This window comes from Mesorhizobium sp. ISC15 (assembly GCF_037162615.1).
In the GTDB taxonomy this organism is placed as follows: Bacteria; Pseudomonadota; Alphaproteobacteria; order Rhizobiales; family Rhizobiaceae; genus Mesorhizobium; species Mesorhizobium mediterraneum.
The window spans coordinates 6,661,926-6,676,869 of record NZ_JAVSPX010000001.1 but is presented as its reverse complement, the minus strand read 5'-3'; the positions used below and the strand labels follow the sequence as shown (position 1 = coordinate 6,676,869).

Here is a 14,944-nt window from a genome sequence, read left to right as displayed (position 1 = left end):
AGCCCTACTTGGCCATCAACGTGTCAAACGCTCTATTGTAATAGTCGTCCATGATGTCCGGAATGAAGCTCCTTGGGATTTGGAGCTTCGCCGCGATCTCGGCTTCTTTCATAGTGCCTTCTCTGTAGGGGTCGAGAAGCGGCTGGCGTATGTGCTTGGGGCACAGAATTACAGCAGCCATCCACTTTGTCGCAATTTCCGACAGGTACATAGCGCTGGCGTGCTGAGGCAGCGGGGTATTCTGGATCTCACTCATAAGCTGGACAAACCTGGCGCGGGTGTTTGTCTTCTCTTCTTCCGTATCAAAAACGTGCATCAGCTCTTTCGTGAGCGCGAAGCGGCGTTCGTTCGGATGCTCGTCCAGACCATCGCAATACCTTATCTCAGCGACAGTGAATTCCTCGTCATACGCGCTTGTCCGATCTTCGCCAAGTGTCACAAAATGAGCTTGATGGTTCTGGACTGGATAGGAAATAGCTCTGACTTCGATCTCGCCAACGCCGTGGTGGCGTTGATTGATGAGAGCCTTCAATAGCTCAAACCGGACCGGCGGCTCTTGAACTTGGGCAACAGCTTCGTCGTATAAATCTTTAAAACGCATAACGGCGCCTCCCTAGGAGGCGCCGTTACATGAAGGCGGCTAACTGTCAATCGCTAGTCGATATTATTTACAGTTCTAGCTGTACCATCCCTAATTTGCTCTTCGGCAATAAGGATCTGGTTCGCCAGATCGACTGCGGAGACGTTATCATCACCACCGCAGAAAAACTTTACATTGCGAACCCGGCTCCCTACTTCGGGGAACAAAAGATCAGCAGCGCGATCAATTACATTCGTCATGCGTTCCTCCTTCAATGGGTTGGGATTGGAAGACGGAACGAGCCCGTCGCCGATTGGTTGCACAACAGGTCTTAACGTAAGGTTTATTAACGCCATTTCCAGTGGTAAGGCTGCGCCCTATCAGAAAATCACCCATTGTCAAGCTCCCTCCCGAGACTTGGCCGCACGTTACGTTGGGATTGCCGCCCCGTCCAGCCCCAAAACCAACAATACCACCAAAGGGTGCTATTGTGCCGCACCGCAAGGCAAAAAAATTTGTGCAGCGCACCATTTGCCTCCTAGGGAGGCCAGCCTGTCACGCAGTCGCCGGTGGGTTTGTCAACTAGATAACGGCATGCGCCGATCCGCTGCGGCGTGGAGGTCAAGCTCGGGCAAAGAAATGTCGGGCGGCCCGGATTCCGCGTTGAGACGTCGGACGGCGTGATCGAAGCCAACAGCATCGTCGCCGCGACCGGACCTTTCCAGATCCCCGTCATTCCGCCCGTCGTCCCCGGGGATGTGGGCATGCTGCAAATGCATTCCAGCGCGCACCGCAACCCTGAGCAACTGCCGAAAGGCGCGGTGCTGGTGGTCGGCGCGGGATCCTCGGGCGTGCAGATCGCGGACGAACTCCAGCGCGCTGGCAAGCGCGTCTACCTCTCGGTGGGCCCTCACGATCGCCCGCCGCGGGCCTATCGCGGGCGCGACGTCTGCTGGTGGCTGGGCGTCCTCGGCAAGTGGGACGCCGAGACCCCGGGACCCGGCACCGAACACGTCACGGTCGCGGTGAGCGGCGCGCGCGGCGGCGAGACGATCGATTTCCGTCGTCTGGCCGCGCAGGGGCTTACGCTCCTCGGTATGACAAGCACGTACCAGGACGGCGTGATGAGCTTCGCGCCCGATCTGGCGAAAAACATTGCCCGCGGCGACGCCGGCTTGATGTCGCTGCTGGATGAAGCCGACGTCTATGTCGCTCGCAACCGTCTCGACCTCTCGGAAGAGCCCGCGGCCCGTCGGATCGACCCGGATCCGGAATGCGTGACCAATCCGATCCGCGAGCTCGACCTGGCCGAAGCCGGAATAGCGGCGATCGTCTGGGCGACAGGCTTTGCTGTCGACTACAGCTGGCTGAAGGTCGGCGCCTTCAACGAGAAGGGCCAGCCAAGGCACCACCGTGGCGTCTCGATCGAGCCCGGACTCTATTTCCTGGGTTTACCTTGGCAGTCGCAAAGAGGATCCAGCTTCATCTGGGGCGTCTGGCATGATGCCAAACACGTGGCCGACCGTATTTCGACGCAGCGAAAATATGCCTGACCTGAGCCTGCCCGGCCCGCGGTGTGGAAGGGTCACTGCCGCGAGCATCCATCTGCCCGCATCGTCGGTTATCCGACAATGTCGGGTTCCGGACGAGCTGGAATCCAGAGCTCATTGCTTGGGAGCAGACTTCTTTTCCGGCACGCTTCATGCATGGGAGTTTCCGAACGCATTTGTGAGATGTCATCCTATGTTAGCCCCTCGAAGAACGAGCCGCGCCCGTCGAAGAGCGGAGCTCCAGGTCAGCCACTTCCAGGATCTGGTCACTCTGGTCAATCCGCGATCAGCCTACACATTCGTAAACTACCTGCACGAGAATGGGCGTCTGTACCACTTCCTGAATGCGCAGTTTCAGGCGGTGCTCAGAGACGAGTTCGCGCAATACCTGAACTGGGCCTTTCAAAAGAATCCGCTTGTCCGCGGCGGTGAGACAGTCCGCGAATACGCTTTGACGGCGAGTTTTGCGTGCGGACGGACAACGCGGTTCTTAGCGCCAGAAACCTCGTCATCGGTATTGGCAAGCAGGCGCAAATACCGCCTCAGTTTCACGGCTGGACTGGACCCAACCTGTTCCACTCATCTGATCTAGCGCACATCCGTCCTGAGGTGCACAAAAAGCATGTCTGCGTGGTTGGCGGGGGAGAGTCGGGAGCCGAGGTGCTGTTGCACCTTGTCGGCCTGCCGAAAGAACGGCGGCCAGCGGCTATCACTTGGGTCTTGACGCGCGAGATGCCTCTCGACAATAGCCCGTTCATAAACGACCTCTTCACGCCTTGCTTTTCGGATCGTTTTGCGGCGATGAGCGAGGTGCATCGCCAGCTGTTCCTGCGGCGTTTCGTGCTTGCCTCCGACGGGATCTCAGAAAGCAACTTTGCGTGCAGTCTATCAGGCGCTGTACCGCCACGCATTTCTCGAGCCACACCAATGCGACATCACACTGCGGCCAAGTTGCAACGTGTCGCGCTGCATCAACGCCGGGTCGGGCCACAGGCTGACCCTGCAGCGCGGCATGGACAATATCAGAGAAGTAACCGCCGACATCGTCATCCTGGCCACCGGGTACCAGGACGCGCTGCCGGACTTCCTGGAACCGATCGCGGACCGTCTGGAGCATGCCGACAATGAGCTCGCCATTGGCGAGGATTTTTCGGTGTGCTGGGACAGACCGCGAGACAGACGCGTCTTCGTTCAGAACGCCAGCCTTGGGCAGCGGGGGCTGGCTGATCCGAACCTTGGCCTGCTGGCCTGGCGAGCGCGCCGCATCCTCGATAGCCTTCTGCGGCGCGCCCCATGCGCGAATCCCGAGCATCTGGGCTTCATCAGCTCTGCCTTGATCGAGCGCTGGCCCGACCTCCAAGTCGAAGAAATGGGCAGCGGGATATGAATGTTCGAGATCATCGGCGGTGGCATCCGCGGAATGATGTCCGCCTTTTTGCGGCGAGGCGGGAGCCTTAGCCGAGAGCATCTTGACCGAACAAGTGCTCGGACCCAGCGGCACATCGTAATATTCTGTGGGCGTGACTTTCCCCTACGCTCGACAAGACCTTACGTTCACTCGAAAGAGTGCAGCGGCCTCAGCGGCCATGGCTGAGCCCGCGGTCAGCGGGGAGGGTCCTTGCCTTTGGCGATGCATGTCGTGGCTGGACCGGGTGAGGTGAGTCCGGCCCAGTCTACCCAGCCCCTGCGCCCGCCCCGAAGCCGCTCGCCCGCTCAGCGCTATCGAGGGCGCGCTCGCGAGCGGCTTCGCTAACGCTGCGCTACAGCACGTGCGGGACGCGACCCCAGTGAAGGCATACCCCAGCGTGGCTTCGCCAATTCCGTTTTGTTGGCCCGCCTCAAGCCGGTCTTCCAACCGAGGCCGAACGCGCCAATTCGTCAGCCAACTCCACCAACGATTGTCTAAATCCGCAACCGGGGCGGTTCGCTCGGGCTCGCTTGCTTGAGCACGGCACAGACGGGATCGCGAGCATGATGCCGCGGAATGGGAACGCACCCATGCTTGGGCACAAGGCCCCGAGCCAACGCGCATCGCGCCAATCGGCGTCACGTCCGAGATTCAGCACCGGCTGCTCGGCGCTTTTACGCTCGCATATGCGCCGGCATGCCGCTGGCATCGATGACGCATTTGCCGACGATGCTGCTCGTTCCACGAAAAAGCGATAAGCGCGAGATTAATGGGCAACCTTGTCGGGACCGAAAAGAGCGCTAAACCGGGTTGCTAGATCAATCCAGGGTGCCGCGTCGCCGCTCTCTGAAGCTATTCGAACGACCGCCACCAGATAATCGGTAAAAGCCTTCAGTCTAATGGCGCCTTGCTCTGAGAGGTAGTCAATGGCGTCAAGCAGCTGGTGAACGGCAGCGAGCATATGTTGCACCAAAAGCAGGGAGGATGGGCAAGGGCAATCGCTCTTACTCGCGAGGCGCCTGCACTCGCTGCAAAGCGGCGGAATGTCCTCTAAGGCTAGGTCGCCGGAAAGACGTTGTATGAGATTGTCAGTGGCGTTCCACAAATTCGCTCGCATGCAGTACGGAGTGCAGCGTGACGCCATGTTGGGCTAGCAGCGCCGTAGCTCCCTCGTCACGGTCCACGAGGCAAGCAGCGTCACCCACAATGCCGCCGACGCGGCGAACCTCTTCAATCGCCTTCAATATCGAATTGCCGCTTGTGGCAACGTCGTCAACGATCAGGACTACTTTTCCCTCGAGATCTTCTTTAGGCCCAAGACCTTCAATCACGTCCTTTGTGCCATGGGACTTTGGAGCCTTGCGAACGAAGATCGTGTTTATGGGTTTGTTGATCACCGAGCTGACAGCCGCCATCGATCCGATTACGGGGACCGCTCCCATTTCAAGGCCGCCGACGTACTCTGCTTTCACTTGCTCAGCTATTTTTAGGAACTCAAGAGCGGCAAGTTGCGCGCCTCGCGCCACCATCATGGTAGGCTTCATGTTGAAATAGATGTCGCTCTCTATGCCCGACGAGAGCGTGTAGCGTCCGAATCGAAAAGAGCGCTCACGGACAATCTCGCGGAGTTCGTCCTTGTCGTGTTGGCCGGAATCAACTGGTCTGAATTTCGCCAGTGCCGCCATAGATCAGACCTCGCCCCTAGGGAAAAATTGGGTGCGGCATGCACCTAGTCACTACCGCTATGTGGCTTATGCAAGTGTTCGCGGGGTGTGTCAATTAATGTCAATACCGGTGCGACCGTTTCGCGCAGATTTTTCCATTATCGTTATTGGGTGCCTAAAGCGTGATCACGGGCTTCGCTACGGCTGGGTAGCCTTGGCTACCGGCCCTTGCCCGATCTCGGCCAGGCACGGGTTTTCTCGACGCGGGCCGTCTCTTTGAGGATTTGGGCGTTTCATCCTCGCCCCCTCGAGTTCCGCCTCGCTCGGCCCCGTTTGCGCCAGCTTCTTAACCAGGTTGCGCATGAGGTGAGCGTTTCGGCCGCCATGTCGGCCCGTGTCGCTCTTGTGATGACGAGTGGGCAAGGCCGCGCTTTTCGTGCAACCTCCTCGTAGAGGCGAGGTAAAGTTCGAGCTGCCGAGAATTTCTTTCATCAGCACCGCGGCGCAACATTTCGGCTCGCTTCGTCTGACGACGGTAAAAACCAGCAGCAAAGTCCAAGGTAGGCCGTAGTCCACCTCCCCTCCGGCCGAGTCTTTACGCGATATCGGCGACAGGGGCGAGCGTCTGCCTCTGAGGCAGACGCCGAACAGCAGGCCGAGCCTTACACTGATTTTGGTGGCATTGAGTTCGCCGACACCGTGACATGGAGCCTATCACGGGCGGGAAGTGCCTAGTGGCAGAACTCACAAGCGGCGCTACGTCCTGGACGCCGGCGTTTCTGACCAGGACATCGAGGCGCCCGAAGGCTTCGATCGCCTGCATCAGCCGCTTTCCACCTGCCCCTCACGCTGGCAACCATTTTTTGTCAATCGATCGATCCCGGACGATCCCGGACGCCGTTGTTGGACTTCGCTGTGATCAAGATCCGCGGACCACTCTTGCTCCCTCGCGGCCGAACCGCGCTATCTTGCCGACCCCGCTCGCGGCTTCGGTGATCAGCGCCACCTTGTCGAGAAGCCGGCCACCGGCTCCCCGTCCCGTTGATTCAATGAGAAATCATTGTTAAAAGTTCATGGTTTCTTCCTTTCCGATGGCGAGGGCTCGGCTTCCGCGAGATAGTCGTGGACGACCTTTCCGAGCGCGAGCGTGAGATCTGCGACGAGGTGTACGGCCGAGACTACTTCCAGCACTGGCAGTTCGGCGACGGGGGCAAGCGCATGCGACCAGAGGTTCAGGGCTGCCGGGCCGGTCCAGGCGCCCCGCAGATCGATGTCCTCTAGATGATATTCCACGAGCTCACAGATGCGCGGTGTGCCGTCGACATGCGGGATGATTTTGAGGAGGAAGTTCGGTTCGGCGAGCGAGGCCCTCACGCTCGCGAGGTCGGCGGCTCGGTGCTTGTAGCCCATGGTACCCGTCGCGACGCGGACCGGCCCGTAGTCCAGCGTGCCAACAAGGGTATCCGTCTCCGTTCGGAGCGTTGGGCTAGCGAGCTTCTTGGGAAAGCCCCACAACTCGCGTCCGCCCGCTATCGGCGGATGGTCGTCGAGAAACATGCAGTGGGTGTAGCTCCCCCTGCGGCCACAGAAGGAGACAGGGATGACCTGTCCGCCTTCTGTGTAGTCCCCGAAGCCCGTCGAGTCCGGCATGCGAATGAACTCGAATTTGACCAGAGGCTCGCACACCTGAAGCGGCTCCGGCACAAGGTCGCGCAGTTTCTGCGGATCGGTGCGATATGTGATGATCAGATACTCCCGGTTGCGGAAGCGATATGGGTCGGCCGGATACGCCGGGCTGGTCAGGGGCATGGCGAAAGCTCTAGCCCGTACGGTGTCTTGGTGCATGTTTGAATTCCTTTGTGCTGGATCAACTGGGCTTAGATCGGTCTGCATGGTGGCGGCGAGGCTCTCCGAGGTGCTGTCGTTAGCCTCGTAAGGGATGCATGGCGTAATCGCGCGTAGCCATTTTGCGCTGGGCAATTGCCTTGGGGCGCGCTCATTGGCGATGGTCGCGGACGCGGTTCCTGGCTCCGGTTGTGGTCGAGAGGCAACATTCGAGGTAAATTGATTTTGTTCCTCTTTTGAAGGCGCTGCTTCCCGTCTGCCCTCGTGGTAGGAGGAAGTGGAGTGGCGCCAGCTCCGATTTCTCCTCATGACGGGGTTTGCGGATCAACGCGCATGCGCCATGCCAAATGAGAAATCGTTCGAGGTAAAGCGATAGATCTTGCTCAGCTACGTTATGTATCCGACGTTGTCGGACATCGGATAGCGCCGAACGGGACCGCTTGCCGATTGGGAGGACGTCTCGTTCGTGCGCAAGAGGATCTCCGCCCCTCAGGCAAATAGCTCCGACCGGGCGCTATGCTCCACCACCGTCGGCCCGGGAATTAACGCTCTTTATGCCCAGGTGTTGTCCCACTGGACGCCGCGCATTCGCCATCATGTGAAAGAGTTCTACCAGCTCGACGACCAGAAATTCTCGACCAGCCGCGGCCATGCGGCTGGGGCAAGGGGGCTCTGGGCCCAGAGGCAGGTTGACGTCGTGCGTACCCATTCGGCGCTGCCAGGCCCGGAAGGTGAGCGTTCACGCTGGACGCGCTCCGCCGCAGGGGGACGAGACATTTCAAGGGAACTTGCGATATCCGTCCTGTTACCCTGGCCGTCTTTACCGGTGCGGTTCGAGGCGCTGGTCCGCGTGGCGCGCCTTGCATAGTGCCCGATCACCCGACAACGCCTGTCATCCATCGCGAGAAATACAGCGGACCTCATTTGCTGGCAGAATGCCTATCCGACCCAATCGTACCTTCTTATGGCGGCTGGCTCGAAACCCGACAGCGGCAGAAGACATGTCGGGTTCACGACAATCGGCCGTATTTGGGCTCGTGGAGAATTTTCAAAGCATTCCCCGCCGCTTACCGGAGCTGAGGGAATTGGCACGTCCGTTGCAGCTTGATGGGAGGCAACACTGTGAGAGGGCCGATGGCAGCGACGCGCAAGAGGAGCGATGGCCTCGTGCCTCGTGTGTTCCGACTCTGACAGAGAAACCAACTCGCGACAAAAGCGACGAAAAGGTGAGATAACTTTGGATACGAACATGGAACTGCGTATGGGGTCCCCGGCTCCTCCGATCAAAGTGGAGAACTGGCTGCGTGGCGAGCCCCTCACGAACTTTCAGACCGGCAAGGTTTACCTCGTTGAATTCTGGGCGACTTGGTGCGGACCATGTGTAACGGGCATGCCCCATTTAATTGAACTGCAAGAGAAATATGAAGACAGCGGATTTGAGGTCGTCGGAGTTGCCGCTTTCGAACAGGGCCCAACCGCAGACGAGGCGCGGACCAGGTTGGATACCTGGCTGACCGAGAAGTTCTCGAATCTGAATTATCGAATCGCGTTCGATCACACAGGTGAAATGAAGCGACTGTGGATGGAACCCAGTTCTTCACTCCGGATTCCCGCCTCGTTCGTGGTCGACCGCGACGGCCACATCGCTTTTATCGGCCATCCGGCGCATCTCGATGACGTTTTGCCGAAAGTCCTCAACGGCAGCTGGCGCAGCAGCTATGAAGCGAAAGCCGCCGATGCAAAGCGAATCGCAAATAACCAAAGTAGAGCGCGCGAACGGTCAATATACGCCAAACTTCGGCCGGCGATGCAGGCCGAGGATTGGACGGCGGCACTCTTGGCCATCGAAGAAGGTCTCGCCTTGATGCCAGACTCTTACGATTTCCGGCTGACTCATGCGGATTTACTGCTTCACAAGCTGCGCGACATGCAGACCGGCATGCCGCTCATGCGAAAATTAGTCGAGGACGCGATCGACAAAACGTCCGAGGCCGTGTCTTGGATGGCCTTGGCCCTGAACCAACTCTTCGATCCCTCGATGGACAATTCCCATCTTCCGCGCGCTGAGCGCTTTGCGATGGGCAACGAGCTCTCGGAACAGATACTGACACTAAATCCCCCACAAGGCGATGGCCCGTTTATCCGGTTGCTCAGTATTATTACGAGAGCGGCAACAAAGATCGCGCGATCGAGTTGATCGAGGTGGCAATCAAATCGCTGGACCATCTGGGGCCAATATCGGACCGCGCCAAACAGCACTACCTTACCCCATTGCTCCACGCACTGGCCAACTACACGGGTGAGCCTGCCTGTCACGCGGATCTTTGTGTGGCTCCGCAAAAACAAGGCATCCGAAACTCAAAACGCAGTCACTTCCTGAGCAAGGTCGCGCAGGGGATGACAATTGGAATTGAACACTGGCCGATCCGCCCAGTCGTGGCCCGTTTCGTAGCAACTATGTCGTGCAGCAAGGGCGGGCGGCTTGCGGCAGGTTGGATTTCAATTGCGTTGACGTCCGGTCGGATCGCGGCGCAGGTGATGTTCGCCGTGAATTCGTGCCGCGGTGGAAGGTCTCGCACGCGTGGCAATGTCGAGGTCGGCCACGGGATACTATTGCGACCGGCCCGCCCAAGCCATTCGTCGGCCACGCAAGTGGACCCAAAGTAGGCATCGCAGGAAAAAGAAATCGTCCTCTGAAGACGAGACCGAAATTGAGGAAAAACGAAATGCCTCATGCACCGGTTGGCCCTGCTGTCAACAAGGACGACGAGGCCCTTGCTCGCCCGTTCGTCAAATGCCTCCTGCGGCTGATCCGTACTCAGGATTCCTTCGGGTTATGGGAAGGCAATTCCGACGCCGCGCTGCTGGCCAAATTCATCATCACCAAGGAACAGCGACGTGCGACCCCGGTCATCGGCGATCACGATCCGGACGCGCTGTGGAGGCTCGACATGTTTTACACCGCCGTGGCGCTTGCGATCGAGGAGCGCTCCGGCGTGTCGACGTCGACAATAGTTGGAATGAAACCCGTGGGGGCTTCGGGAGGTTGGTCGGTTTGTCGAGACGTCCACCGGTTCGGCTTCGAGACCTTCCGCAAACTCGCTGAGGCCGGTACGAAACTGGTCGACGATGCAACTGCAGATACGCGAAGCCTAGCCCGAGATAGCGCGCGTAAAGAAAAGCATTGTTCGAGGAAGGATCTATGTCATACCTAGAGATGAGGAAGAAAGTCCGAAAGCTTCAGTTGCGTTCAGCTATTGCCAAGATGGCATTGCATGAACTTGTCGAGGATCTTCCGGTCAAGTGGACCGAGATACAAGAAGTTGCCGAGAAAACCCACGCCCTTTATGCCGAGTTGGATGCTGCCAAGCGAGAGCTCTCGACAATGAAGAATGTACGATGAGGCGCACGTTCACCACTTGTGACGGCTCCATTTGGATGCCGTCGTACCTGACCTTCATCGACCGCAAGATCTGCATCAGCTGCGGCCGTTGTTTCAAAGTCTGCTCGCGCGATGTCATGCATCTTCACGGCGTCGATGACGCGGGTGAAATCCTCGGCCCCTGCGATGACGATGACGACGATTTCGACGGCGACCTCAATCGCATGATCATGGTTGTCGATGATGCCGGCCGCTGCATCGGCTGCGGAGCCTGCGGCCGAGTCTGCCCAAAGAACTGCCAGACGCATGTCGCGGCCGACGAGCTCGCAGCATGATCTGGCGGACAAACCAGGAGAACGCGGTGCACTTCATATCCTTTTGTCGGCTCCTGGGGCTGGTCCTGTGCAGCAATGCGTTGATTGTTTACTTCGCTGCGGATTCGATCCGTCTGGCAGTCGTCACGACGCTGGCATGTTCGCTGCTGCTTCAGGTCGGCTATTTCGGCAGCGTGCTCTTTTCTATCTGGCGGTCTAGCCGCGCTTGCACAGCTCGCCACAGGGGCCATCATGTCGATGGTTTCAAGGAAGCTCGATATCAGTCGCCTGACTCTGATCGGCTGCGGAATCAAATTTCAGCTGTGTCCCAGCTGCCCAGCATAGCGCTGTTGCTTTGGGGCGCGGTCGCCAGAGCAGTGCTCAGTCGACATCACTTTGGATCGCTCTGATCACTGAGCTGACCGTATAGGGAAACGTGTTTGTTAGTCGGCCGCGACCGCATTCGGTTTGTTCTTACGCCAGGAGATGCAGGTGTTGGTCAACTGGGCACATAAGTCATCGCAGCACGCCGGATGCGGGGCTGCTTCGTCGCAATGACGAACTCGGCGCTGGAACAACGATGAACCTGTTCTGCACTCGTCTCGAAATGGGGCTGGCTTCAAGTCAATAAGCCCTTGGGCTCACCGGTTCGTAGCTGGTGCAGCCCAATCACCTCTTGCTGGAGAAAGCATGCTGGAAAAATTCGAACGCTATCCGCTCACCTTTGGGCCCACGCCCATCGAGAGGCTCGGCCGCCTCGGCCAGCATCTGGGCGACAAGGTAGAAATCTACGCCAAACGCGAGGACTGCAACTCCGGTCTCGCGTTTGGCGGAAACAAGCTGCGCAAGCTCGAATACATCATCCCCGATGCGATCGCGTCAGATGCCGATACGCTCGTCACCGTCGGCGGCGTGCAGTCCAACCACACTCGGATGGTCGCAGCGGTCGCCGCCAAGATCGGCATGAAATGTCTCCTGGTTCAGGAGAGCTGGGTCCCACATGCAGATGTTGTCTATGACCGGGTCGGCAACATTCTTCTGAGCCGCATCATGGGCGCAGAGGTGCGCCTGGTCGACGAGGGCTTTGACATCGGCATCCGCCATAGTTGGGAAAAGGCGCTTTATGAGGTCAAGGCAAGGGGCGGCAGACCTTATGCGATACCAGCCGGGGCGTCTGTTCACCCGTACGGCGGCCTCGGCTATGTCGGGTTCGCCGAGGAGGTGCGCGCCCAGGAGAAACAGCTTGGGTTTGCCTTCGACTACATTGTCGTTTGCGCTGTCACGGGTTCAACGCATGCCGGCATGATCGTCGGGTTTGCCTTGGACGGTCGACAGCGCAACGTGATCGGTGTCGATGCCTCTGCCACCCCCGCAAAGACAAAGGCGCAGGTGCTTAGCATTGCCCAACATACGGCGATGCTCGTCGAGCTCGGAACGGAAATCGTCGAGGATGACGTCGTGTTGCTCGAGGACTACGCGTACCCGGGTTATGGCATTCCATCCGAGGAAACCAAGGAGGCGATCCGTCTATGCGCGCGGCTCGAGGGCATGATTACCGATCCCGTTTACGAGGGCAAATCGATGCAAGGGATGATCGATCTCGTCCAGAGGGGCTTCTTTCCACAGGGATCGAGGGTCCTCTACGCACATCTCGGCGGCGCGCCGGCGATCAACGGGTACGGCTACACCTTTCGCAACGGCTGACGTTCGGCAGACCACGATTCCGCCGTCCTGCCGTACCGGACGTGCATAACCTCGGTCAGCGCTGAGCCGGAGGCCGCGATCAATCTCGCGACGTCGATGATCTGCGGACTGTTCAGTCGCTCCGCAGAGGGCAGGCGATTCCCAATTCCTTCCTACGGTTGGCTGTAATCAAAGACACAAGGCCGGCGAGTTCGTGCTCCGCTGCCACTCGTGAGCAAGAGGATGGGATCCAATCCGCCGGAGCAAATGACGAGATCTGAGCGAAGGCTGCGGTCGGAGATTCCTGCGCTTCCAGACTCTGAGAGACAACATTGCGAACCGGAGGGAGTTTGATGCGTTGACGTCCTGGGCAGGGTAGGGCCAGCGACAGGGTACCAGCCGGCCGGAAAGGACCGCCACCATTTCAATGTGCGCTGACTTCGATTCCTTTGGCGAGATGTGGGTAACGGCGGCAGGGAGGGCGCCGCGCATTTCCACACCCAAATGACCGCCGACATTGCCGCCGTTTTCCGGCCCCGCCGACCGCCGGCAGTCGCCGCCCGCGCTTGTTCGGTAAGCGCTCACAGGCCACGCGCCTCTCCGGCAACGGGCCAGCGCATCGCGCAATCCGGTTGGCGCTCAGGCAAGGCCCTTCGCTAGTTCCAACGCCTGCCGTTCAAAGAGGGGCGGTAAATGCCGCCATCGAGACCGATCAGCGCGGCATGATCGCCGTCCTCAATGATGCGGCCACGATCGAAGACGAGCAGCCGATCGAGCGCGCGGACCGTCGACAGCCGGTGTGCGATGACAAGCGTGGTCCGACCAACCATCAACCGATCCATTGCATTTTGAATGAGAACCTCGGATTCCGAATCGAGGCTCGATGTGGCCTCGTCCAGGATGAGGATCGGCGCATTCGCGAGGAAGGCGCGCGCGATCGCCACCCGCTGGCGCTCGCCGCCGGAGAGCTTCACGCCTCGTTCGCCGACCAATGTCCCATAGCCTTTCGGCAGGGGCGCGATGAATTCGTGCGCACTGGCCAGTCGTGCCGCTTGCTCGATGTCGGCCTGGCTCGCGCCAGGCCGGCCATAGGCAATGTTCTCGGCGAGCGACCTGTGAAACAGGATTGGCTCTTGCTGCACGATTGCGATCTGCGAACGAAGCGACTCTTGCGTCACCTCGGAGACGTCCTGGCCGTCTATCAGGATCCGGCCGCCGCTCAGGTCATAGAGTCTCTGGATGAGCTTCACGAATGTTGTCTTGCCGGAACCGGAGGGACCAACCAACCCGACCCTTTCGCCAGCCTCAATCGACAGCGAACATTCGCTATAGAGCGGCAGAGGATGGTTGCCGTAGCGGAAATGGACGTTCTCGAAATCGATGCGGCCCTTCGTGATCCGGATCGGCTTGGCCTCTGGACTGTCAGCAACCCCGAGCGGCTGGTTGTGGATGGCAACCAGTTCTTCCATATCATTAACCGAGCGCTGCACGTTCCGGACATGCATGCCGGCATCACGCAGATAGCCCTGTAGGATGATGAAGGACGTGATAACATATGCTATCTCGCCCGGCGTTGCCTGTCCGTGAGTCCACAGAAGCAGGGCATATCCGATCACCGCCACCCTGAGCGCAACCAAAGTGACGCCTTGGGTTGAGCCGATGATCGTTCCGCGCACCCAACTCCGGCGCGTGCGGTGCCGCCATTTGGTCATGATATTTGCGAGCCGCTCGTCTTCGCGGACCTCCGCGCCGAAGCCTTTGACCACAGCGTTGCAGCTAACCGCATCCGCAAGCGCGCCGCCGAGCCTTGTGTCCCATCTTTTAGCAAGGCTCGCCGCCGGCGCGACATAGCTGAGCGCCAGCGAAATCGAAAATGCAAGGTAGATGAGGGAGCCGCAAGCAAAGATCACGCCCATGATCAGCCAGTGCCAGCCGAGCACTGCCGTCGAACCTATAAGAATGATAAAGGACGGAAACAGCGCGAGTAGTATAGTGCTGTTTAGGAGGTCCAGCGCCCACATGCCGCGCGTTATCTTGCGCACTGTCGAGCCGGCGAAGGTGTTCGCATGCCAGTCTGTCGAAAAGCGCTGGACATGATGGAACGCTTCGTTCGCGACATCGGACATCATCTTCAGCAGAAGGTCGGTAATGCCAATGAAGGCGATGTGGCGCATGGCGATGGCAGCGAGCGCTAGCGCAATCGGTACAGAGAAGGCTGCAAGGGCCGAATCCCAAGTTGGTGCTGCCACAGCAGCGCCAGCTGCAACAGCATCGATGAGACGGCCCGAATAGATCGGCATCAGCACGTCAGCCAGCGTGGAGGCGAGCATCGCGGCCATGATGATCGCGAGCCGGGCCGGCTGCCTGTGCCAGTGGTGCACAGTCAAGGCGAGAACACCACGAGAAGTGGCGCCGCGCTGATGGACGGGGAAACGGTTCATTGTTTTAAAGCGGGCGCATCAACACGCTCCGTCCTAAGGAAGTTAAATGACAAAACTGGAATTTTCGACATCACCCA

General features: G+C 59.1%; 11 protein-coding genes and 4 pseudogenes. 10 read left to right on the top strand and 5 right to left on the bottom strand.

Annotated elements, in window-relative coordinates:
• Positions 1-4 precede the first annotated feature (4 nt).
• Together RPG13_RS32010 and RPG13_RS32005 are read right to left on the bottom strand one after the other, a co-directional pair.
• Positions 5-601 (bottom strand): hypothetical protein, encoded by a 597-nt coding sequence (locus RPG13_RS32010; protein WP_337126882.1) that lies wholly within the window; start codon positions 599-601, stop codon positions 5-7.
• 53 nt (positions 602-654) lie between these two features.
• Positions 655-840 (bottom strand): hypothetical protein, encoded by a 186-nt coding sequence (locus tag RPG13_RS32005; RefSeq protein ID WP_287230621.1) that lies wholly within the window; start codon positions 838-840, stop codon positions 655-657.
• A 336-nt stretch (positions 841-1,176) separates the two neighbouring features.
• Here RPG13_RS32005 and RPG13_RS32000 point away from each other — a divergent pair.
• The 4 genes and pseudogenes from RPG13_RS32000 to RPG13_RS31985 all read left to right on the top strand — a co-directional run.
• A pseudogene (locus RPG13_RS32000) lies at positions 1,177-2,133 on the top strand (flavin-containing monooxygenase); the annotation flags it as partial.
• Positions 2,081-2,722 (top strand): SidA/IucD/PvdA family monooxygenase, encoded by a 642-nt coding sequence (locus tag RPG13_RS31995; RefSeq protein WP_337126881.1) that lies wholly within the window; start codon positions 2,081-2,083, stop codon positions 2,720-2,722. The pseudogene RPG13_RS32000 and the gene RPG13_RS31995, both read left to right, overlap by 53 nt.
• Positions 2,641-2,940 (top strand): annotated as a pseudogene (locus RPG13_RS31990) (SidA/IucD/PvdA family monooxygenase); the annotation flags it as partial. The gene RPG13_RS31995 and the pseudogene RPG13_RS31990, both read left to right, overlap by 82 nt.
• A 64-nt stretch (positions 2,941-3,004) precedes the next feature.
• Positions 3,005-3,517, top strand: coding sequence for a hypothetical protein (locus tag RPG13_RS31985; protein WP_442921376.1), 513 nt, complete (start codon positions 3,005-3,007; stop codon positions 3,515-3,517).
• Positions 3,518-4,626: 1,109 nt separating this feature from the next.
• On the opposite strand, the gene pyrE is transcribed toward RPG13_RS31985, so the two are convergent.
• Positions 4,627-5,223 carry an orotate phosphoribosyltransferase gene (pyrE, locus tag RPG13_RS31980; RefSeq protein WP_287230625.1) on the bottom strand — a complete coding sequence of 199 codons (597 nt, stop codon included), beginning with the start codon at positions 5,221-5,223 and terminating at the stop codon, positions 4,627-4,629.
• Between the two features lie 1,050 nt (positions 5,224-6,273).
• Complete coding sequence (locus tag RPG13_RS31975) at positions 6,274-7,047, bottom strand: acetoacetate decarboxylase (RefSeq protein ID WP_287230628.1); 774 nt, start codon at positions 7,045-7,047, stop codon at positions 6,274-6,276.
• A 1,249-nt stretch (positions 7,048-8,296) separates the two neighbouring features.
• Here RPG13_RS31975 and RPG13_RS31970 point away from each other — a divergent pair.
• The 6 genes and pseudogenes from RPG13_RS31970 to RPG13_RS31945 all read left to right on the top strand — a co-directional run.
• Positions 8,297-9,393 (top strand): annotated as a pseudogene (locus RPG13_RS31970) (TlpA disulfide reductase family protein); the annotation flags it as partial.
• 380 nt (positions 9,394-9,773) lie between these two features.
• Positions 9,774-10,262 carry a DUF269 domain-containing protein gene (locus RPG13_RS31965; RefSeq protein ID WP_337126880.1) on the top strand — a complete coding sequence of 163 codons (489 nt, stop codon included), beginning with the start codon at positions 9,774-9,776 and terminating at the stop codon, positions 10,260-10,262.
• Entirely contained in the window at positions 10,250-10,450 is a 201-nt protein-coding gene (locus RPG13_RS31960; protein WP_287230633.1) for a CCE_0567 family metalloprotein, read from the top strand. The genes RPG13_RS31965 and RPG13_RS31960 overlap by 13 nt, the downstream gene beginning before the upstream one ends.
• A complete protein-coding gene (gene fdxB, locus RPG13_RS31955) occupies positions 10,447-10,764 on the top strand; it encodes a ferredoxin III, nif-specific (protein ID WP_287230636.1) in 318 nt (105 codons plus the stop codon). Before RPG13_RS31960 ends, fdxB begins: the two co-directional genes overlap by 4 nt.
• Positions 10,761-11,153, top strand: a complete 393-nt coding sequence (locus tag RPG13_RS31950) for an exopolysaccharide production repressor protein (RefSeq protein WP_287230639.1) — start codon at positions 10,761-10,763, stop codon at positions 11,151-11,153. The genes fdxB and RPG13_RS31950 overlap by 4 nt, the downstream gene beginning before the upstream one ends.
• Before the next feature lie 280 nt (positions 11,154-11,433).
• Positions 11,434-12,447, top strand: a complete 1,014-nt coding sequence (locus RPG13_RS31945; RefSeq protein WP_287230642.1) for a 1-aminocyclopropane-1-carboxylate deaminase — start codon at positions 11,434-11,436, stop codon at positions 12,445-12,447.
• A gap of 618 nt (positions 12,448-13,065) precedes the next feature.
• On the opposite strand, the pseudogene RPG13_RS31940 reads toward RPG13_RS31945, so the two are convergent.
• A pseudogene (locus tag RPG13_RS31940) lies at positions 13,066-14,867 on the bottom strand (ABC transporter ATP-binding protein).
• Between the last annotated feature and the right edge of the window lie 77 nt (positions 14,868-14,944).

Excerpts from the sequence above, each read along its gene's own strand:
- RPG13_RS32010 (WP_337126882.1), bottom strand. The coding sequence starts at position 601 with ATGCGTTTTAAAGATTTATACGACGAAGCTGTTGCCCAAGTTCAAGAG.
- RPG13_RS32005 (WP_287230621.1), bottom strand. The coding sequence starts at position 840 with ATGACGAATGTAATTGATCGCGCTGCTGATCTTTTGTTCCCCGAAGTA.
- RPG13_RS31995 (WP_337126881.1), top strand. The coding sequence starts at position 2,081 with ATGATGCCAAACACGTGGCCGACCGTATTTCGACGCAGCGAAAATATG.
- pyrE (WP_287230625.1), bottom strand. The coding sequence starts at position 5,223 with ATGGCGGCACTGGCGAAATTCAGACCAGTTGATTCCGGCCAACACGAC.
- RPG13_RS31975 (WP_287230628.1), bottom strand. The coding sequence starts at position 7,047 with ATGCACCAAGACACCGTACGGGCTAGAGCTTTCGCCATGCCCCTGACC.
- RPG13_RS31965 (WP_337126880.1), top strand. The coding sequence starts at position 9,774 with ATGCCTCATGCACCGGTTGGCCCTGCTGTCAACAAGGACGACGAGGCC.
- RPG13_RS31960 (WP_287230633.1), top strand. The coding sequence starts at position 10,250 with ATGTCATACCTAGAGATGAGGAAGAAAGTCCGAAAGCTTCAGTTGCGT.
- fdxB (WP_287230636.1), top strand. The coding sequence starts at position 10,447 with ATGAGGCGCACGTTCACCACTTGTGACGGCTCCATTTGGATGCCGTCG.
- RPG13_RS31950 (WP_287230639.1), top strand. The coding sequence starts at position 10,761 with ATGATCTGGCGGACAAACCAGGAGAACGCGGTGCACTTCATATCCTTT.
- RPG13_RS31945 (WP_287230642.1), top strand. The coding sequence starts at position 11,434 with ATGCTGGAAAAATTCGAACGCTATCCGCTCACCTTTGGGCCCACGCCC.